The organism is Arenibacter sp. 6A1 (genome assembly GCF_012272855.1).
In the GTDB taxonomy this organism is placed as follows: domain Bacteria; phylum Bacteroidota; class Bacteroidia; order Flavobacteriales; family Flavobacteriaceae; genus Arenibacter.
Window position 1 is genome coordinate 156,018 of record NZ_JAAXCQ010000002.1, and the last position, 20,870, is coordinate 176,887.

At 41.1% G+C, this 20,870-nt stretch carries 19 protein-coding genes; 8 read left to right on the top strand and 11 right to left on the bottom strand.

Going from position 1 to position 20,870, the window contains the following annotated elements:
• The first annotated feature begins 33 nt into the window (after positions 1-33).
• From HCG49_RS02135 to HCG49_RS02145, 3 genes are all read left to right on the top strand, one after another.
• Entirely contained in the window at positions 34-513 is a 480-nt protein-coding gene (locus HCG49_RS02135) for a GNAT family N-acetyltransferase (protein ID WP_168467919.1), read from the top strand.
• On the top strand, positions 510-1,763 hold the full coding sequence (locus tag HCG49_RS02140; protein WP_168467920.1) for an aspartate kinase: 1,254 nt from the start codon (positions 510-512) through the stop codon (positions 1,761-1,763). The genes HCG49_RS02135 and HCG49_RS02140 overlap by 4 nt, the downstream gene beginning before the upstream one ends.
• An 83-nt stretch (positions 1,764-1,846) precedes the next feature.
• Entirely contained in the window at positions 1,847-3,667 is a 1,821-nt protein-coding gene (locus tag HCG49_RS02145) for a GNAT family N-acyltransferase (protein WP_168467921.1), read from the top strand.
• 84 nt (positions 3,668-3,751) lie between these two features.
• Here HCG49_RS02145 and HCG49_RS02150 read toward each other — a convergent pair whose 3' ends face one another.
• The 3 genes from HCG49_RS02150 to HCG49_RS02160 form a co-directional block, all read right to left on the bottom strand.
• Complete coding sequence (locus HCG49_RS02150; RefSeq protein WP_072765356.1) at positions 3,752-4,204, bottom strand: TM2 domain-containing protein; 453 nt, start codon at positions 4,202-4,204, stop codon at positions 3,752-3,754.
• Positions 4,205-4,256: 52 nt separating this feature from the next.
• A complete protein-coding gene (locus HCG49_RS02155; protein ID WP_072765355.1) occupies positions 4,257-4,643 on the bottom strand; it encodes a VOC family protein in 387 nt (128 codons plus the stop codon).
• A gap of 101 nt (positions 4,644-4,744) precedes the next feature.
• Positions 4,745-5,113, bottom strand: a complete 369-nt coding sequence (locus tag HCG49_RS02160) for a hypothetical protein (protein WP_168467922.1) — start codon at positions 5,111-5,113, stop codon at positions 4,745-4,747.
• 512 nt (positions 5,114-5,625) lie between these two features.
• Here HCG49_RS02160 and HCG49_RS02165 point away from each other — a divergent pair.
• Positions 5,626-5,802 (top strand): hypothetical protein, encoded by a 177-nt coding sequence (locus HCG49_RS02165; RefSeq protein WP_168467923.1) that lies wholly within the window; start codon positions 5,626-5,628, stop codon positions 5,800-5,802.
• Between the two features lie 54 nt (positions 5,803-5,856).
• Here the strand turns inward: HCG49_RS02165 and HCG49_RS02170 are convergent, their stop codons facing one another.
• The 5 genes from HCG49_RS02170 to HCG49_RS02190 form a co-directional block, all read right to left on the bottom strand.
• A complete protein-coding gene (locus tag HCG49_RS02170) occupies positions 5,857-6,825 on the bottom strand; it encodes a 2-hydroxyacid dehydrogenase (RefSeq protein WP_168467924.1) in 969 nt (322 codons plus the stop codon).
• A 269-nt stretch (positions 6,826-7,094) separates the two neighbouring features.
• Entirely contained in the window at positions 7,095-8,450 is a 1,356-nt protein-coding gene (gene mgtE, locus HCG49_RS02175; RefSeq protein WP_168467925.1) for a magnesium transporter, read from the bottom strand.
• On the bottom strand, positions 8,437-9,309 hold the full coding sequence (gene rsmA / locus HCG49_RS02180) for a 16S rRNA (adenine(1518)-N(6)/adenine(1519)-N(6))-dimethyltransferase RsmA (protein WP_168467926.1): 873 nt from the start codon (positions 9,307-9,309) through the stop codon (positions 8,437-8,439). Before rsmA ends, mgtE begins: the two co-directional genes overlap by 14 nt.
• 20 nt (positions 9,310-9,329) lie before the next feature.
• The gene (locus HCG49_RS02185; RefSeq protein ID WP_168467927.1) at positions 9,330-9,641 is read right to left on the bottom strand and encodes a DUF4286 family protein; all 312 of its coding nucleotides are present in this window, start codon (positions 9,639-9,641) and stop codon (positions 9,330-9,332) included.
• A gap of 105 nt (positions 9,642-9,746) precedes the next feature.
• Positions 9,747-11,531, bottom strand: a complete 1,785-nt coding sequence (locus HCG49_RS02190; RefSeq protein ID WP_168467928.1) for a tetratricopeptide repeat protein — start codon at positions 11,529-11,531, stop codon at positions 9,747-9,749.
• Between the two features lie 150 nt (positions 11,532-11,681).
• On the opposite strand from HCG49_RS02190, the gene HCG49_RS02195 reads away from it, so the two are divergent.
• A complete protein-coding gene (locus HCG49_RS02195) occupies positions 11,682-11,927 on the top strand; it encodes a hypothetical protein (protein WP_168467929.1) in 246 nt (81 codons plus the stop codon).
• Entirely contained in the window at positions 11,921-12,829 is a 909-nt protein-coding gene (locus tag HCG49_RS02200; protein WP_240938612.1) for a diacylglycerol/lipid kinase family protein, read from the top strand. The genes HCG49_RS02195 and HCG49_RS02200 overlap by 7 nt, the downstream gene beginning before the upstream one ends.
• A 190-nt stretch (positions 12,830-13,019) precedes the next feature.
• Here the strand turns inward: HCG49_RS02200 and serS are convergent, their stop codons facing one another.
• The gene (gene serS / locus HCG49_RS02205; RefSeq protein WP_168467930.1) at positions 13,020-14,291 is read right to left on the bottom strand and encodes a serine--tRNA ligase; all 1,272 of its coding nucleotides are present in this window, start codon (positions 14,289-14,291) and stop codon (positions 13,020-13,022) included.
• An 88-nt stretch (positions 14,292-14,379) separates the two neighbouring features.
• Between serS and HCG49_RS02210 the strand changes: the two genes are divergently transcribed.
• Positions 14,380-14,760 carry a VOC family protein gene (locus HCG49_RS02210; protein WP_168467931.1) on the top strand — a complete coding sequence of 127 codons (381 nt, stop codon included), beginning with the start codon at positions 14,380-14,382 and terminating at the stop codon, positions 14,758-14,760.
• Here HCG49_RS02210 and HCG49_RS02215 read toward each other — a convergent pair.
• The gene (locus HCG49_RS02215) at positions 14,757-16,112 is read right to left on the bottom strand and encodes an HTTM domain-containing protein (protein WP_168467932.1); all 1,356 of its coding nucleotides are present in this window, start codon (positions 16,110-16,112) and stop codon (positions 14,757-14,759) included. The genes HCG49_RS02210 and HCG49_RS02215 overlap by 4 nt on opposite strands.
• Complete coding sequence (locus HCG49_RS02220) at positions 16,113-17,039, bottom strand: bifunctional riboflavin kinase/FAD synthetase (RefSeq protein WP_168467933.1); 927 nt, start codon at positions 17,037-17,039, stop codon at positions 16,113-16,115.
• A gap of 52 nt (positions 17,040-17,091) precedes the next feature.
• Here HCG49_RS02220 and HCG49_RS02225 point away from each other — a divergent pair, with 52 nt between their 5' ends.
• Positions 17,092-20,868 carry a reprolysin-like metallopeptidase gene (locus HCG49_RS02225; protein WP_168467934.1) on the top strand — a complete coding sequence of 1,259 codons (3,777 nt, stop codon included), beginning with the start codon at positions 17,092-17,094 and terminating at the stop codon, positions 20,866-20,868.
• Positions 20,869-20,870: the final 2 nt, after the last annotated feature.

The following is a 20,870-nucleotide window of genomic DNA, read 5'->3' on the forward strand; positions in this document are numbered from 1 at the left end:
AATTTATAACTTTGTGTTTTATTTGTAACAATTATGAACTATACTATTCGAGACGCCCGCGTCCAAGACATGGCTCAAGTACACCAACTTATCCATGAATTGGCGGTTTATGAAAAGGAACCTGATGCTGTAGAAGTAACTCCGGCCGATTTAGAAAGGGATGGCTTTGGAGCCGAAAAACTTTTTCATTGTTTTGTGGCCGAGGTCGATGGATCGATTGTAGGGATGGCGTTGCTATTTCATCGCTACTCTACTTGGAAAGGTCCTATAATTCATTTAGAAGATTTGATCGTCACCGAAAAAATGCGTGGCAGCGGTCTAGGCGATGCCTTGTTGACCGAAGTGGTACGCTACGGACACCAAAGAGGTGTTAGACGAATTAATTGGGAGGTGATAGATTGGAACGATCCGGCGATCGCTTTTTATGAAAGCAGGGGTGCAAAAGTGTTGCGCGACTGGGATGTGGTCCATTTGGATGAAAAAGGAATAGAAATATTTTTAAGTAAGATATGAGAGTTTTTAAATTTGGAGGCGCCTCGGTTAAAGATGCCGATAGCGTAAAGAATGTCGTGAACGTTTTAAAGCAAGTAGGCCACGAAAATACTTTGTTGGTGGTTTCTGCTATGGGAAAAACGACTAATGCTATGGAGGATATCGTAAATGCTTATTTTAAAAATAAGGCGTTACTACCTACTGCCCTTCAGGACATGATAGATTACCACGAGGCTATTTTAATGGACTTGTTTGCCGATAAAAACCACCCTGTATTTAAGAGCGTTAATGTTCTTTTTGAGGAGGTAAAAGGATTTTTGGTTTGGAACAAATCGCCAAAATATAGCTTTGTCTATGACCAAGTAGTGGGCTATGGAGAACTGCTCTCTACCACAATCCTAAGCGCCTATTTTAATGAAATTGGCATTGTCAATCAGTGGTTAGATATCAGAACCTGTATTAAAACCAACGACAATTATCGAGATGCCATCATAAACTGGGAACAGACACAGGAAAACATCAACAAAAATGTTGACAGGCAAAAACTGGTCATTACACAAGGGTTTTTAGGCAGCGACGACAATAATTTTACCACTACCCTAGGTAGGGAAGGTTCGGATTATTCAGCGGCTATCATAGCGTATTGTCTCAATGCCGATGAAGTTACCATCTGGAAAGATGTTCCTGGAGTGTTAAATGCCGATCCGAGGTATTTTGAAAACCCGTGTTTATTGAACAGTATATCGTACCGTGAAGCCATTGAGTTGGCCTTTTACGGAGCGTCGGTAATTCACCCAAAAACATTACAGCCCTTACAGCGAAAGGAAATTCCTTTGCACGTAAAGTCATTTATAAATCCCTTGGATAAGGGTACGACCGTTGGAAAAGGAAGAGGAATAGAGCCTAAGGTGCCTTGTTTTATCGTAAAGAAAAACCAGGTGTTGATGAAGCTTTCCTCCTTAGATTTTTCCTTTATCGTAGAAGACAGTATCAGTGAGCTCTTTAAAATGTTACACGACCATAAAATGAAGGTAGATTTGATTCAGAGTTCTGCCATTAGCTTTTCGGTTTGTGTTGACAATAAGTTTGGGAATCTAGAAGAACTTTTAAATCTCCTTAAAAACAGGTTTAAAGTAACCCACCATGAGGGTGTTTCTTTATATACGATTCGCCATTTCGATACAGAGGCCATTACAAATCTACAGAAGGACAAGGAAATTTTGTTAGAACAGCGTGGTAAGGAAACTGTACAATTGGTTGTCAAAAACTAGTAAGAAATTACGGCTAAAAATATTAAAACACGATTAACTATCGTGTTTTTCCTATCTTTGCGGTTACAAAATTACATTTACGTATGGGTTTAGTAACCGCAAAAGAAGTAGCCAAAGCTATTCAAGTAGATAAGTACGGCTTCTTTGGTACGTTCATAGGATGGTTTTTGATGAAGGTGACCAAAATATCACGTATCAATCGCTTTTATGACGACCACAAACATTTGGAGGGAGTTGTCTTTTTAGAGGCTGTTCTAGATCATTTCCAAATAAAGTTCGAAATTCCGGAAGAGGATTTTAAACGATTGCCTAAACAGGGGGCTTACATTACTATATCTAACCATCCTTTAGGCGGTATTGATGGCGTACTGTTATTAAAATTACTATTGGCCCATAGGACCGATTTTAAGATCATAGCCAATTTTTTACTGAACAGGATTCAACCTTTATCCCCTTATATATTACCGGTAAATCCGTTCGAAAACCACAAGGAGGCCAAAAGCAGTATTGCCGGTTTTAAAAATGCGATGAAACACCTTCAGGACGGCCACCCCTTAGGAATTTTCCCTGCCGGGGAAGTGTCTACCTATAAGGACGAAAAACTGATCGTAGACCGCCCTTGGGAAGAGGCAGCCATCAAATTAATACGACGGGCAGAGGTACCGGTTATCCCTATTTATTTCCATGCTAAAAACAGCCTTTTATTTTATAGGTTATCAAAAATAAGTGATGTCTTTAGAACGGCTAAGCTACCTTCTGAAGTCACTACCCAAAAAAATAGGCTTATAAAGGTTAGAATCGGCCATCCTATTTCGGTTCAGACACAAAAAGATCAGGAATCCTTGGCCGACTTTACAGATTTGTTGCGCCGAAAGACCTATATGCTTTCTAATGCCTTTGAAAAAGAGCGCTTGATAGATAAGGTGCCCCATTCCTTAAAGATACCAAAAGCCCCAAAAAAGATCGCTCAGGCCGTTAGTAACGACGTATTGGAAAAAGAGATCATAAACCTTAGGGAAAAAGATTGCAAACTACTACAAAGTAAGAATTACGAGGTGTTTTTGGCAAAAGCTTCGGATATCCCATTAATCCTAAAAGAAATAGGTAGGCAACGCGAGGTAACCTTTAGGGCTATTGGAGAAGGAACCAACAATGCCATTGACCTGGATAAGTTTGACAGCTATTACCGCCATTTATTTCTTTGGGACGATCAGGAAAAAGCCCTGGTAGGTGCTTACCGTATGGGCATCGGGTCCGAAATATTCGAGGAACGCGGTATAAACGGTTTTTATTTACAGGATTTATTCAGGTTTGAGCCAGAACTCTATGGAATGATGAAAAATTCTATTGAAATGGGCCGCGCCTATATCGTAAAACAATACCAACAAAAGCCAATGCCGTTATTCTTGTTATGGAAAGGTATTGTACACACCACTTTAAGGTTTCCAGAGCATAAATATTTAATCGGCGGGGTAAGTATTAGCAACCAGTTCTCTAACTTTTCTAAATCCTTAATGATAGAGTTTATGAAAAGTAACTATTGGGACCCTTATGTGGCACAATACATACGTCCCAAAAAAGAGTTTAAGGTAAAATTAAAAGACGCCGACAAGGACTTTATCTTTGACGAAACCGAGGCCGACCTTAATAAGTTTGACAAACTTATTGAAGAGGTAGAACCGGGTAGCTTGCGATTACCGGTATTGATAAAGAAATACATTAAACAAAATGCCAAGGTGGTTGCCTTTAATGTGGACCCCTTGTTTAATAATTCCGTAGACGGACTTATGTACATTAAGATCGCCGATCTGCCAGAGAGTACGGTAAAACCTGTTATGGAAGAATTCCAGGCAGAGTTGGAACGCAAACTTTCAGAAGGACAAGAAATACCTCCCGCCAATTAAATTGACAGAGAGGAAGCACTTAAAGCCCTTCTAACATAGACAAACATATAAAAGGCCCGATGTATAACATCTGGCCTTTTTTCTTTAGAACCAAGGTTTTCTTCCTACCTGATACGTATTATAAAAGTCTTCATCTGTTTTGGTAAGGTAGATGATTCCTTCTATGAACGGTATTATTCCCGCTATTCCACAAGTGACCACAGAGGCTACTATCTGAATGATTCCCTCCTTTGTATAGCCCAATATAAATTTATGAATACCGAGGTATCCTAATAATAGTGCCAACAACCCGGCTAATAGTTTTTTGTTCTCGCCACCAGCACCCTTTAAGCCTTCTGCAAACTCATCGGCTGTTTTCTTGGCTTCACTTTCAAAATCTTTGGCAGCTTCCTTACCTTCTTTAGCGAAATCCTTGGCCGATTCTTTGGTTTCTTCAAAGGCCTTTTCGGCTTTTTTCCCCAGATCTTTTGCTTTTCCCTTGGCTCCTTTTAAAGAGTCTTTGGCTTTGTCTCCTAAATCCTTATTTTCTTCTGACATGGCTGATTGTTAAATGGTTAATAGCACCATTAAATTAGGGATTTTTTTTGGATTAAAGAAAAGCCTTGTCATTTGGTTCCCACAACTCTAATTTGTTCCCGTCCGGATCCAAGATCCATCCAAATTTCCCATACTCGTATTCTTCTATTTTCCCAACAACGGTAACCCCCTCCTTTTCTAAAACCTCCAAAAGCTCTACAAGGTTCTCTACCCTAAAGTTCATCATAAAAGGGGACTCGCTGGGCTTAAAATATTTGGTATCGTCCTTCATAGGACTCCATTGGGTCACACAGTCTTTCCCCTCCTTATCCTTCCACCAAAAACTACATCCGTATTGATCTGTGTTTAATCCAAGATGTGTACGGTACCATGCTTTAATTTTATCTGGGTCTTTTGTTTTAAAGAAAAAACCTCCTAAACCAGTAACTCTATTTTTCATATGTGGATATTTATTGTTTTTCAGCGGTCATAGGCCATTCGCATATCATCAATCGTATTAGGGAACTATTTTCAGAAGTACTCTTATCACAGCGATGTGTTTTAAATTAAGTTTGCCTTTTGGTACAATTTTACGCCCTTGCCCACCATGGCCCTAATATCTTTTTCTAGCTTGGCATCCCACTTTTTAAACCGAAAGCAGCTTTTTCCATGGAAGCAATTTCGCAAGGAAGCCGAAATTCTCTGAAACTCATGACCATGGGTATGCATAGGAAAGAAATACAATCGCACCTCTTTCGATTTTGGGATAATACTAGCAAAGTAATATCCACCTACACTGCCTTCCCCCTCTTGGGCCGCTTTGGCACCACAGAATTCCATGACCGAGCTATCGTGCATTCTAATGCGTAACGGCGGTACATGCGCCTTTAATATTGCCTGTAAGCCACTTTGTATCGCTCCTAACTCCATTCCTTAAAGTTAACAATTCTTTTGTTAGGGTTCCCAAGGAAAGGGGTCTTCGCCAACATTTAATATTCTGTCTAAAAAACATAAAACTAGCCGTTCCACCATTTTTCTAGCCTCATTGCCGTAAAAGTATATCGTTTAATAGGACCACATCAATACATGGAAAGACAACGCATATGGCTAAGCTCAAAATTCTTATTTCCCCCAGCCTTTTAATTTGGGCGTTCCCTCCTACGTCGGTCGGGCTCTTGGCTATATCCCTTGCTCCGCTGCGGGGATGCCGCCGCCATCCCTAACGCTTTTTCCGTCAACAATTATCAACTAAGGCACCAATTGATATAGGTCGCAATGCCGACCGATCATGTTCTGTGCGATCCCTTTATTGTTCGGGAAGCATTGGAAAAGCTTTCGTAGTCGTTTTGGATACTAATAGAAAAACACAGCATATTTTAGGAGTCTTTCTGATGGTAGAAGGAAGGTCTTTATGGTTCCGGGGATTCTCGTGATCATAAACAATGTATCCATGGAGAGTTGTAGCCATGGGAAATCAAATAATGAAAAACACCGCATTGGCTTTACACCCTTCTTTAAAAGTAAGCTGGTGTACAAATGCAGCAATTGGTCAATATACCCATGAAAAAATGCATGGAAGTGAAAAAAGAAAAACCTTCTTTTCTGGTATCCGCACCTAAGCAGGCAACGGAACACTTTAGAAAAGAAGGCTCTTGTATGATCAGAGAGGCTATTTATTTGTGCGCTCCCCCTGGAGTTTCAGTAGGACAAAAACGCCCTTTTACTTTATCGACCACGGTCTGTGCCAATTTAATTTTGCTTTCTACCGTCCAACCAGCCACATGAGGACTAAGCACCACTTTATCGGAAGCAATGAGGTAGTTGAATGCCGCTGGCAGTTCTCCTTCGTCGAACATATTTTCGAAAGATTTTTTCTCGTACTCCAGTACATCCAATCCGGCTCCCAATACCTGACCGCTTTCTAGGGCCGCCACCAAATCTTCGGTCACCACACACTTTCCACGGGCGGTGTTAATGAGCCATAAGGGGTGCTGAAAACCTTTTAGGAAATCGGCATCGATCATCTTCATGGTATCCTCGGTCTGTGGCACATGAAGGCTAAGGACCTGCGATTTCTGTTTCAGCTCCATAATACCTACCTGCCGGGCATTTTCGTCCCCTACCCCACCTACAATATCGTAGCAGAGCACCTCACAATCGAAACCACGGAGTTTTTTGGCAAAGGCCTTCCCCATATTTCCATAACCGATAATTCCAACGGTTTTCCCGTCCAATTCTATACCGCGGTTGCCTTCTCGGTCCCATTTTCCTTGGCGTACTTCGCTATCGGCCTTGTTTAATTTATTAAAAAGAGACAATAACATCCCCAAGGCGTGTTCCCCAACCGCATTTCGGTTTCCCTCTGGGGCCGCCGCCAGGAAAATACCCAATCTTTTGGCGTAATCCGTATCTATATTTTCTAATCCGGCACCTAAACGACCTATGAATTTTAAACGACTTGCCTTATCCAAAAATTGTTTGTCCAAGGTAAACCTACTACGGATTATAATGCCGTCGTACTGATGGATCTTTGCTTCTATTTCTTCTTTTGAAGAGGTATAATCTTCCTCGTTAGTATATCCCATTTCCGCAAATTGCGTTATAATTAAGGGATCGTTTACGTCTAAATGTAGAACTTTCATAACTACTATTACTTCTTTGGTTTTTTTTATTGGTTTTGTGTCCTTACACACTATTTATTCTATTTTAATCGCAGGCAATTGGAGTGTCTTATACTGTTCTAGGAAGCTTAAGGGGTTCCCATGAACTTAAAATCAGTATTTCGGCTAAATCTATAGGCCCCCATTGGCCTGGTAGCGATAAAAAGATGTTATTTTTTTTTGCACTAGGGATTGCAGCAAGTTACCGTGTAACGCGGAAAGCCCGACACCGACAAAGGAGGTGTAGTGCCCTAGAAATTCAAGATAACCTTAGCGATGGAGAAATAGATCAAAATACCTAAAACGTCATTGCTAGTGGTAATAAAAGGTCCCGTTGCGATGGCCGGATCGATTCCTCTTTTCTGTAAAAAAATAGGGATAAAAGTCCCTATAATCGCGGCGTTTACAATAACGGTCACCAAGGCGATGCCCACGGTCAGAGACACCATATAGGAGGTATTGAACCCAAAATGGCTGATAAATAAAAACACAAATGCCAAGGCCAAACCGTTCACCAGTCCCAACAAAAGCTCTTTCCCCAAGCGGCCCCAGATTTCTCCTTTTATAGTATCATTGGCAAGTCCCTGCACCACAATGGCCGAGGATTGCACCCCCACGTTACCGGCCGTAGCCTGCATAAGGGGAATGAAAGCCAATAGGATGGGGAATTTTACGAAGGCCCCTTCGTACACATTAATTATACTTGCGGCGCCTATACCGCCCATCATCCCTATAAAAAGCCAAGGCAAGCGCGCCTTTGTAAGTTGCCAAATACTATCATCGGCCTCTACATCTTGGGAGATACCCGCCGCCAATTGGTAATCTTTTTCGGCTTCTTCCTTAATTACGTCTACAATATCATCAATCGTAATACGCCCTACCAATCGCCCTATTTCATCGATCACCGGGATGGCCTCCAAATCGTACTTGGACATTATTTTGGCCACTTCCTCTGGTTTTTCGTTTACATTTACATAATCGACCTTTGGAATATAGACGTCTTTGATATTGGTTTTGGTAGAGGTGGTCAGCAAATCCTTTAAAGAAAGGCGTCCCTTGAGTTTATCCTCGTCATCTACCACATAAATAGAATGTACACGGGTAACGTTTTCTGCCTGTGCCCTCATTTCCTTGACACAGGTAAGCACGTTCCAATTTTCGTTTACCTTCACCAGCTCCTTCGCCATTAGTCCACCTGCAGAGTTTTCGTCATAGCGCAATAGGTCTACAATATCCTTGGCGTGTTCCCTATCTTCGATTTCAGAAATTACTTCCTGAACAATCCCTTTGGGAAGCCCTCCAATAATATCCGCGGCATCATCGGTATCTAACTCGTCTAATTCCCCCGCAATTTCCTTGGCAGAGAAATTACTAAGAATAGCTTCTCTTACGTCTTCATCTAATTCCGTAAGGGTTTCCGATGTTTTTTCACTATCGAGGAGCTTTAACAGATAGGTAGCGTATTCCTCGTCGAGTTCATTGATGATCTCGGCGACATCGGCATAATGCACCTCTGCCAAAAGAGCCGCCAATTCGGTTTCCCTTTTGTTTTCTATAAGCTCTTCTATTTTTACTAGAAGTTCGTCTGTAAGTTTAAACGGTATCATTCTCTATCTTCTGTGTCAGCGCGATGAAATCTGAAACACTCAATTGTTCCGGACGTTGGCCAAAGATAACATCTTCTTTAAGAATATCGGAAAGGTTCATGGTTTTTAAGCTGTTCCGCAGGGTTTTTCTACGCTGATTAAAGGCAGCTTTTACTACTGTTTTAAACAATTTTTCGTCACATCCAATATTCTGATCGGCTTTTCTTGTTAATCGCAACACCCCAGACTCTACTTTTGGCGGGGGGTTAAAAACTTCGGGGCCAACGGTAAATAAATATTCGGCATCGTAAAATGCCTGTACCAATACGGACAGAATGCCATAGGACTTACTGCCTTCCTTTTCACAGATACGTTGTGCTACCTCTTTCTGGAACATACCCGAGAATTCTGGGATCTGTTCTTTGTACTCGAGCATTTTAAAAACGATCTGGGTAGAAATATTGTAGGGGAAATTTCCCGAAATAGCAAACTGCTCTTCGCCAAAGAGCTCCTTTAGATCGTACTTTAAAAAATCGGCCTCTAGCACCTTAAACGTTCCTTTGCGATGCATCAGTTCATTGTGTTCTAAAGGAAAGCTCTGGTTGAGATATTCTATGGACTCTTGGTCGAGATCCATGGCTACCAAATCGATATCTTTTTGCAATAAATATTTAGTAAGCACCCCTGTTCCAGGACCTATTTCTATAACATTCCTATAGCCTTGGAGCTGTAGGGCCTCGCCAATCTGTTGTGCAATGGTTTCGTCTTTTAAGAAATGCTGTCCCAAGTGCTTTTTTGCCTTGACCGGACTTTCTTCCCGCCATGATTTTTTGAATTTACCCTGCTTTGGCTGGTATTCTTTTTTTTGTTTTTTGCTCATAGCTTTAAAAGATCTTGTGGTTATTGTTGGCTGATTATCTCTAGTTCTGTTCTAAAGGACACGAACTTGCCTGCAAACAACTCCTCACATTTTCTTCTGAGTAGATCGGCATCTTCATCAATATACCTCTGAAGGGTTTCCTTAGAATCGGTGGTATACTGAACGGAATAGGTAACCCCGCCCATATCTTCTTCTATCAATACCCGGGTCATTAAGGCCTTAGAAAATTTCCCTGTTGCCAACATTTCTGGAATATGGCTTTTTTTCATCCAAGACAACCAGTCTTCATGGATAGCTTCTTCAATATTGGTCGTTACATTATAGATATACATAGCTTATTTTCTTTTTATGCCCCATATGGTTGGAGCCTTTGTTTTTATATGATCGTTTTATTTATGTTGCTTCTAATACGGTACGTAATTGCTAGTGTCTCTGGATCAGTTCAGCGCATCGCCCCTTAGCATCCTATAATTTTTACGGGCTTGCGGAAAATAGTAACTATCCTGATAATTATAGATTATTTTCTCGTAATGCGCTTTTGCTTTGTCGGGTTCATTTAGGTGTTTTCGATACAATTCTGCCAGTTCAAAATTAGCCTCGTCGGCCAATATTCCGTTGGCATAAAAGGCCACTATTTTTTGAAAATTGAATTCGGCCTTTTCATATTCCTTTAAAGTAATTAAAAGTTGTCCTTGCCGCAACAGCGCCTCGTCTTCTATTTTTTCTCCTTTGTGCTGGGTAAGGATTTCTTGAAGTTTATCGATAGCTTCTACCGTTTTGTTCTGATAGGCTAAAAAATCGGCGCGGGCATATTTTTTCAAGGCGACCTGTGTCGAATCCTCAAAAGAATTATCGGATATCAGCAGGCTCAACTGCATGGCATCGTTCGCTATGAGCTGCGATGTAGAGGCTCTAAGAACTTTTAGCTGGGTAAGGGCCCAATCAAAATCGCCTTTATAAAAACTCGTCTGGGCCACTTTAAAACGTGCTTCCTGTCCTAAGACATCGTTTTTAAGGTCTTTTTGAATCTGAGAAAAATAAATGAGCGCCTGATTAAACTTTTGATCGTAGACCAGTATATCGCCAAGGGTATTTTTAACATACGATTTTTCATATTTGTTTAAGGGCAGCTCCAAACTTTGGGTCAGCAGGCCGATCGCCGGTGCCGGAGAATCTGTTTTAAAGGTCAAAAACTTGGCATATGCCAATTGCAATGACAGTGATTCCCTTTGGTTTCCATAGGTCTCCAAAAGATTCTCGAAACGCTTTTTCACTTCTGGCAAGTCTTTATCATCTGCCGTCAAAAGCGTTATTTCTATTCGTTTCAACTGGGCGTTTAACACCTCTTGGGCATCCCAGGCATTCTCGGTAACATACTTAAAAACCTCTTCCGCAACGGCGGTATCGTTTTCTTCCAAGGCCAAATCGCCCAAGCTTTGCAATCGCTGCAGCGAAATAGCCTCGTCCCGTTTATAAATGGCCTTTTCTTGTACCAAGGCACTCTTATATTGTTTTTGCTGGATAAAAAGCCAACTTAACAACTGATTCCATACGATATCTGGACTTTTTTGCGCACGTTGGAGCAGTATTCTTTTTAATTTTAGGTTGTTGGGATTTTCCGGATCCGAGTTAATAAAATCGCTAATATTCCGAAGAACGTTCGAGGGAGAAGTTCGCCCTTCACTAATAAGGGTAAGATACGATTCGTACATCTTTTCTATATTCCCCTGCTCCCCATAGATCCGTGCCATTTGAAAATTGTAATCTATCTTTTCATTTAAGGCCATTGCCCTGGCGTATGCTTCTAGGGCATAATCCAAGAGGGCATATTTTTGAAAGCGTTGACCGATACCGAAACCGTAATTTGGATTTTTATCGATGACATCTAAGGCCGTTTTATAATATTGAGTCGCCTTTACCGCTTGCCCTTGAAGGGTATAATTATACCCAAGCTCTATAAACATCGTAGGCACCGTTCTCTCCGAGTTGATGTTTTTTAATAGCAAGGATTCTGCTTTGGAATATTCCTCTAATTGCTGATAACAGGCCACTAGATTATCCGTATAATCTGTTCGCCTTGGGTTTTTAAGGACCAATTTCTCATAAAAAACCACGGCCTTTTCAAAGTCGCCCTCATTAAAATATTGTTTCGCCAAGAAATCTTCTTGGGAAACCAGGGTTTGGGCGCAACAAAGGGCGATTATAAATAGAAATATCCTCAAGTTGATTTTTTTTCAAAGATACGCAGAATGTGCAAAAGCGGGCGCCAAGGCCACACTAAAGAAATATTTTTTAATAGTTGTTCCTCTTTAAAGAAGTCAAATCAATAAAAGATTATCTTTAAACCTTGATTTATTATAATTGGTTGGACTATGCGGACAAGAATTGCCCTTTGCAGCATTGCTTTTTTTAAAGCGTTCGTTTCTATTTTTGTACTGCGCTCCTATGTAGTAGGCTTGCCTTTATTAATGTTGCTTTTTACAAGCCTACCAATTTCGGAAGAGAAGAGGGCCAACCAATATGGGGGAGACCTTTTAAAAGCGACCATCGACCTTGCCCCAACCAAAAATCTCTTATCTACTTTTAATAGGCTTAACGCCCAGCAATATCAATGTTGAAGCATATTCATTTTATAATAAACCCAAAAGCTGGTGTTGGCAACAATCGCTTGGACCTAGAAGCACTTACCCCATATTTTAGAAAAGAAGAGTATACCATTACCCTGAAGTATTCTAATTACAAAAAGCAAGCCCTGGAACTGACCCAAGATTCTATTGAGGAAGGAGCCACTATTATTGTGGCTTGCGGGGGCGACGGAACGATTAATGAAGTAGCCTCTTGCCTGGTGGGTACCTCTATTCGGCTGGGTATAATTCCATTTGGATCGGGAAACGGCTTGGCTTCAAACCTAAAAATTCCTTTAACTACAGACAAAGCCATAGCAGTTATAAAGGAGCATGAGGTTGTAACCATTGATGTGGGGCAAATAAACGAACAATATTTTTTTAGCAATACCGGTTTTGGGTTCGATGCCGATATTATTAAAAACTATGAAGCCTCCGAATTAAGGACGATCAAGGGATACTTAAGGGCCTCGATAAAATCTTTTAGGGAGTTTAGAAAGGGAAGAAATATAGACGTAAGGATCAACGACTCGGACTACCTAAAGAATCCATTTATGATTTTTATTTCCAATTCTAACGAAATGGGCTCTAATATTAGCCTTACCCCAAAGGCCTCCCTACACGATGGAATGTTAGATGTTTTAATTGTACCTGAAATCAGTAAACCCATGATGTTGCTGTTTGGGATGCTTATGCTCATTCGCAAGCCACATTGGCTTAAAGACATTAAATCTTACCAGACCAAAAACCTTAAAATCAACAAGGAAACAGGAAATACTTTTGACTCCCAGATAGACGGCGAGTTTCACAAGGTAAAAAACAATCAAATCTATATTTCTGTATTAGAAAAATCTTTAGGTGTTATAGTTCCACGCGGATATAGCGATCCTATTTAAAATTCTAGGAAATGGGATTCTAAAACCTGGCTACTTTTCTCTTTTTCACAAAGGTCTTAGGAGTAGGTAAAAGACTGTACACTTCTTCTCAAGGCTCCTTATCGGCCGTTGCCATCCTAAAAACAAAAATCGGCCTTTTTACTTTTATAAAAGTAAAAAGGCCGATATATGATTAATCCGAATGTTTTTTTTAGCTTATGCTATCGAAACCTGTATACGGTCTCAACACTTCTGGAATCTCGATACCATCTTCTGTCTGGTAATTTTCCAAAATTGCGGCCAATACTCTTGGCAATGCCAAGGAGCTTCCGTTAAGGGTATGCGCCAATTGGCTTTTCCCATTTTCGTCCTTGTACCTTAATTTCAATCGGTTGGCTTGGTAAGTTTCAAAATTAGAAACCGAACTTATTTCTAACCAACGGTCCTGTGCTGTAGAAAAGACCTCAAAATCGAAGGTAAGGGCCGATGTAAAACCTAAATCGCCCCCGCAAAGTCTCAATATCCTATACGGCAGTTTTAATTCCCTAAGGATATTTTTTATGTGTTCTACCATCCCGTCCAGGGCCTGGTACGATTTCTCCGGATGTTCTACCCTCACAATTTCGACCTTATCAAATTGATGCAAGCGGTTTAATCCGCGAACATGGGCGCCATAACTACCTGCTTCTCTCCTAAAACAAGGGGTATAGGCAGTATAGCGAATAGGGAAATCTTTTTCATTTAAAATTTCGTCCCTAAAAATATTGGTTACCGGAACCTCTGCAGTAGGGATCAAATACAGGTCATCTGCGCCTACATGGTACATTTGTCCTTCCTTGTCCGGTAATTGTCCGGTACCATAGCCAGAAGCCTCGTTTACCAAATGCGGCACTTGCATTTCGGTATAGCCAGCTTCGGTATTTTTATCTAGGAAATAAGAAATCAAGGCACGTTGCAACCTGGCTCCTTTTCCTTTGTAGACCGGGAATCCTGCACCGGCGATTTTCACCCCCAATTCAAAATCGATGATATCGTATTTTTTGGCAAGTTCCCAATGGGGAAGGGCGTTTTCTACTAAGGCAGGGACCTCCCCTTCTTTAAATATCTCTTCATTGTCTTCTTCCGAGCTTCCTGCAGGAACCGACTCATGTGGGATGTTTGGAATTTGATACAACAAGGCCTGAAGCTCTTCTGCCTTACTGCTCAGGGCCTCGTTCAGTGTTTTGGACTCCTCCTTTAAGACGCCAGTCTTTTCTTTTAAAACATTGGCTTCTTGGGCCTTTCCGCTCTTAAACAACATTCCTATCTCCTTGGATAGTTTGTTAGATTCGGCTAAAGTATTGTCTAACTTGGCTTGTAGGGAACGACGGTTTTCATCCAAGTCTAAAATGTTCTCCAAAAGTGGAAGAGCATCGATATTTCGCTTTTTTAAAGCCGTTATTATTTGCTCTTTATGATCTCTTATTACTTGCAGCTGTAACATGTATTCTTATTTTGAAGGGCAAATTTAATGTAATCTTCCGATTTAAGTCCTATATTTAAAGTAGATGTAATTAAAATGAAAAAATCTTATGGTATTTGAACATTTCGCTTTAAACGTCCATCATATAGATCAGGTCATTCATTGGTACACTACCAACCTTGGGCTAACAATTATCAGCACTCAAAAAAAGCCTCCTTTTATGACTTTTTTAGCCGATTCCACAGGTCGGGTAATGTTAGAATTATACTTTCGACCAGATGAGCCTATCACCAATTTTAGCGACTACCATCCCCTCACCTTTCATGTTGCCTTTGTCTCCGAAAATGCCGAGGAGGATAAAAACCGACTGACCACCCATGGGGCTAGCTTTGTAAAAGAAGTCAAAAAAGAAGATGGCAGCCATTTGGTAATGCTACGCGATCCCTGGGGCATGCCCCTGCAGTTATGCCAGAGAACCAATAGGTTTTAAGGTTCAGCACTTTCAATTAAATGCCCAGACGGGCCGTTTTGTACCGATGGCAATATCCACTCATTGTGTCTAAAATGGTTCCACGATACCTTGGTCAAATCGGTATCTGGGGCAATAATCGTCTGATAGGGCTTTCCGTTAATACTAACCTTTGCATACACGTATACCGATATCTCTTGCTCCTTTTTAGCATATTCATTCTTTAGCCGCTGCGCAAATTGCCAGATAAAATCGGGATAGGCCCCTATTCTGTTTTTCTGACTTTTGGTCAGATAGCGGTCCAGATCTACCAACTCCGTATTTCCAGTGGTATGATTGATCACTTTATAACTAATATTGCCATGCCTGCTTCTCAGCATCATCCGCCAGCTCATCCGATGCCCTTCTTCGGTCCATAGTACATTATCTTTTATAAAATAATGCCTTACAGGCAGGAGAAATTGTATTAAAAAATATCCGATCAAAAGCCCATAAACGGCGTTTTTATAAGAAGGTACTTCTATGTAACCTTTAATAACACTAGGCAGCTGCTTTGGTAAAAATAACTTCCGAATGGTTTGGGCTTCGAAAAAAAAGACGGTAAAGGCCAACGCCAAATAAGGAAAAATCCCGATTTGAAAAATGATAGAATTAAATAGATGAAAGCCTATGGCTGCAATAAAAGCTAGTTTTCGGCTAGGTTTCCATAACAGTGCCGGTACAATAAACAGATCGAAAACAATCCCAGCAATACCCACAATTTTATGAAGAAACGGTTCTTGTAAAAGCCCCCCTACCAAGGGATAATCCTTTTTGCCTTTAAAAAGAAGCTCTATAAAGCTAAAATCGAGCCAGTCTCCATACAATTTGGCAAGGGCCGCATAGGTATAAACGATAAATAATTGTAAGACTATGGCCCATTTCACCAAAGCATACATATGATTGCTTCTAACTTCTGGCTGTGTTTTTGCATCTATGGACAAAGCCCTTTGTGCAGGAAAAAAGCAAATCATTCCCGAAATAAGCACCAATAAATAATAATGATTGTTATAGGCGGTTTTCTGCATCAGGTACACCGAAAACCACATGAGGGTAAAAGCTATGATACTATAGCGGTATTTATATCCCAAGGCTATAAAAACCCCCAAGGTCCCCATGACCAAGAAGTATGCGTACATTCCCCAGCCCGGAAGAGGCTGCAGCCATTCGAATCCTATAAAAGAAAAGGTAAATTGTGGCGTTACAAGATTGCGTTTCACCCATCCGGTTAGGATGGCCCCATAACATTCTAAACTTATTAAAATTCCAAATAATACCCTAAAGACAATGAGGGGCGCGTTATCGATTTTCCTAAAAAGAAACCGGTCGAGCATTTATTCCGAGATTATAGCGAGGGACGTTTGCTTGTCTTTTATAAGTTGTGTTTTTAAAGCTTCCACAGAACTAAATTTATGTTCATCGCGGATACGGTCAATAATATCGATCTGAAGGGTTTTCCCATATAGATCTTGTTGAAAATCGAAGAAATTTATTTCAATGCTTCGTTTTTCTCCCGAAACGGTCGGATTCATCCCAATATTCATCATCCCATAGACCAATTGTCCATCGATCTGACTTTTAACGACATACACCCCGTTTTTAGGGATTAGCTTATAGGTTTCTTTAATAAACAGATTGGCGGTAGGAAAATCTATTTTTCGTCCTAGCCCTTTGCCTTTTACTATTGTCCCGGTAAGCATATAGTTATAGCCCAAATACGCATTGGCCGTTTTTATATCGCCAATATCCAAGGCTTTTCTAATTTTGGTAGAACTCACCGAAACATCATCGATTTCTAGGGCGGAAATTTCCTCTACCTCAAAATCCAAGATATTCCCAAAGGCTATTAAATCGTTGATATCGGCATTCCTATTTCTCCCAAACCTATGGTCGTACCCAATAATGATTTTTTTGGTCTTTAGATTATTGACCAAAATATCCCTTACAAATTCTGTAGCCGACAATCTAGAAAACTCTTTGGTAAACGGATGAATGATCAGGTAATCTAAGCCCAAAGTATTCATAATACTCACCTTTTCTTCTATAGTATTGAGCAATTGAATAGACATATCTTGTTGCAGTACCATCCTAGGATGGGGAAAAAATGTAAGAACGGTAGATTTTAGCCCTAATACCTTAGCGCTTTTTATAAGACGTTCCAATATTTTTCGGTGGCCAATATGAACACCATCGAAAGTCCCAATAGTAATAGCTGTGGGGTACGCTTTGTCGAAATTGGAAATACTTTGAACTGTTATCACAAACTTGAATAATAAAAAACCATATCTTTGAGTATGTAAAATACCCCTTTTGATGGTTGTAAAATTACGTCTTGTTTTCGCAATATCCATATTTTTTCTTAGCTATTACGGATCGGCTCAGACCAATTACTGGCAAAAGGACATCTCTAAAAGCGCCACAACGGCTCAGAAGACAGCCCATCTAAGGGCTCAAAGTGCCGCTTTGTATTCCTTGAACAAGGAACTTTTCGCCCAGGCACTAAGCCCTTCCTCCAATGCTAAAAGCAGTCATACAGTTGTTAACTTCCCTAATGAGGAAGGCATCCTAGTACCGTTTAGGGTCAGGGAAACCCCGGTCCTTTCCCCAGCATTGGCCTTAAAATACCCTGAAATAAAATCTTATAGCGGTCGGGGGCTACACCAAAAAAACGATCGGATAAGGTTTAGCGTTTCCCCAAATGGCATACAAAGCATGATCATACATGCCGATGGGAAAAGAACTACCTATATGCAGAAAACTTCTAATGAACAGGAAGAATACATGGTGTACACCAGAGATGACTCCTTTTCTACGGATATCGATTTTATTTGTACTACCAGCACGGCTATCGATACCTACAAGGGACCAAGCACTTATAAATTAGTAGACGACCAGGTGATAAGAAAATTTAGGCTTGCTATTTCGGCTACCGGGGAATATGTAAGCTATCATGGAGGAACCGTTGCAAGCGCCCTAGGAGCTATCAACGCTACCCTTACCAGAGTGAACGAAATTTTCGAAACCGATCTTGGGATTAGCTTAGAACTGGTAGCCAATACCGATCAAGTGATCTATACAAACGAGAACACGGACCCTTATGGGACCAATTTAAATACCGAAGTACAAAATACCCTGACCAATGTTATTGGAGCGCAAAATTATGACGTTGGCCATTTGTTTCATAAAAACGAAAATGGCGGTAACGCCGGATTTATCGGGTCGGTTTGTATCGATAATAGAAAGGGAAGTGCCTATTCTGCCGCGATGGAACCCGAAGGAGATATTTTTGATCTGGAGTATGTCTCCCATGAATTGGGACACCAATTTGGGGCCAACCACAGTTGGTCCTTTGAATCTGAAGGCACTTTGGTGCAAACAGAACCGGGCAGCGGCTCTACCATTATGGGCTATGCCGGGGTCGCCGGGGTCAACAACGTGGCTACCAACGGGGATAATTACTTTCATTACAATAGCATCGATCAAATTCAGGAATACCTAAAAACGATAAGTTGTGGGGTGACTGACCCTATTGCCAACCGTCCGCCAACCATAGTTCCTACAGGAAACTTCGTCATCCCAAAATCGACTGCCTTTGCCTTGACCGCTACTGCTACGGATGAAGACACCAGTGATATTCTAACCTATAATTGGGAACAGGTAAACAACGGCATTGTTACCTCCAACTCCTTTGGACCAACCAACCTCAGTGGCGCCAATTTTAGATCGCTGAAACCTACGGTAAATGCAACTCGGTATTTCCCGATGGTTTCTAGCATCCTTTCCGGAAATCTCACCCAAACAAATCCAAACGTAAATTCTACTTGGGAAACCGTTTCCTCTGTGGCGCGCGACCTGGATTTTGCCTTGACCGTTAGAGACAATGCCGTTGGTGGCGGACAAGTGGCTTCCGACCTGGTACAGGTACGGGTTATTAATGAAGCCGGGCCCTTTAGGGTAAGCTCGCAAGCCACCCAAGAGCTATATTCCGCAGGATCGGTACAAGAGGTAGTTTGGGAAGTAGCCAATACCAACCAAACCCCAATAAATGCGCAAAAGGTTGATATTTTCCTTTCTACAGATCCCAACCTTCCCTTTTCTATCCCCTTGGCTGAAGGCGTTCCCAACGATGGTCAGCACCAGATACTTATTCCCGCCATTCCTAGCAGTACGGCAAGGATTATGGTAAAGGCGCAGGACAATATTTTTTTAGCAGTGAATGCTTCGGATTTTACGATAGTCCCTTCGGATATTGTATTAGAAATTAACACCCTGGACTATGAAGTCTGCCAAGGGGACGATCTTGTAGTTCCTTTTAACTACAACACCTTTAACGGTTTTAACGAGGAGGCTACTTTTTCTACCACCGGTGCACCTGGCGGACTTAACATACTCTTTTCGCAGCCCACGGCCACCGAGAACAATACGGCCGTTACCGTTACTTTTTCCGACACCAATTTGGTAGCCCCTGGCATGTACCCTATCACGGTAGTAGCCACCACAGCTAGTACTACTAAGGAAGTACCCCTTACTGTAAGAATCTTAGACCCTGCGTTTACGGACGTGCAACTATTGCTGCCAGAAAATGGCAATACGGACACTAATATAAAACCTGTTTTGGAATGGGAAGCTAACCCTTCCTTTACCTCTTTTGACATTGAAATTGCCAATGACAATGCCTTTACAGATATTATAGAGACAGCTACTCTTAACTTTACTTCCTATAGGCCTACAAACTTAGTACAGAACAACGTTTATTTTTGGCGTGTAAAACCTTCTAATCTTTGTGGGGAAGGCACTTTTGGCCCTGCCTATAGTTTTACTACCCAAGTCATAAATTGTGCTTATTTGCCCGCAAGAGATTTACCCAAAACTATTTCTACCATAGGCACCCCAACGGTTACATCGACCATTTCTGTATTAAACGATTTGCCTGTTGCAGACCTAAACGTAAGTATGGATATAACACATTCTTATATTTCGGATGTCGAAATAACCCTTATCTCTCCCATAGGAACTAGGGTAGTTCTTATTTCTAATTCTTGCGGAGACAATAGAGATGTATTCGCAACTTTTGATGATGATGCAGCTCCCTTTATTTGTGGAAGCCGTCCGGCTTTATCGGGTATTATAAAACCCTTAGGATCCCTGGCCGCATTTAACGGGGAATCGACACAGGGAGATTGGACCTTGGAGGTAAAAGACATGTCTTCATCGGACGGAGGAACGATCAATGCCTTTTATTTGGATATCTGTGCTGCAGGAGAATTTAGACCAGATAACGATAACGACGGTGTTTTTGATGATGGTGATGACTTATGTTTAGGCACCCCGCCAAATACTACGGTAGACCTAACAGGGTGCCCCTTATATATTTTTCCATCCGATAATTTTGAAGTAGCGATTACCAGTGAAGCATGCCGTAACAATAACGACGGCAGCATTAATATTACGGCAAACCAAAGCCTCGATTACGAAATGACCATTATTGGTAACGGCATTAACGCTACGGTTAATTTCACCAACAGTTACCTGATTCAAAATTTATCTTCGGGCAACTACGATTTATGTATCACAGCAACCGATGGGGCAAAAACCTATGAAGCCTATTGTTTTACGGCCAACATTAAGGAACCAGCACCATTAAGTGTCAGCTCCAATCTCTCCTTGGACGGAAAACTACTGACATTAAATATGGAAGGAGCAACAGAATATAAGGTTGAATTAAATGGGGAAACCACCCTTACTAGAAGCCCAATTGTTACACTCGATCTAAAAAAAGGTATCAATGTACTTAAAGTTTCCACCAATTTGCCTTGTCAGGGAATTTATGAGGACCAGTTATTTTTATGGGGCCAACCCATTATACACCCAAATCCTTTTGAAAACGAAGTAAGCCTTGCGGTTCCCAATACCCCCAACAACCTACAAATAGGCATATTTACCGCTCAAGGCCAATTGATACGTGATAAAATGTATACTGCTATAGACAATGAGTTTAAAATAGATTTTACCGGATTGCCTTCTGGCCTTTACTTCCTAAAAGTAGAGGACGCCGGCATAAGGGGAACTTTTAAAGTGATAAAAAAATAATG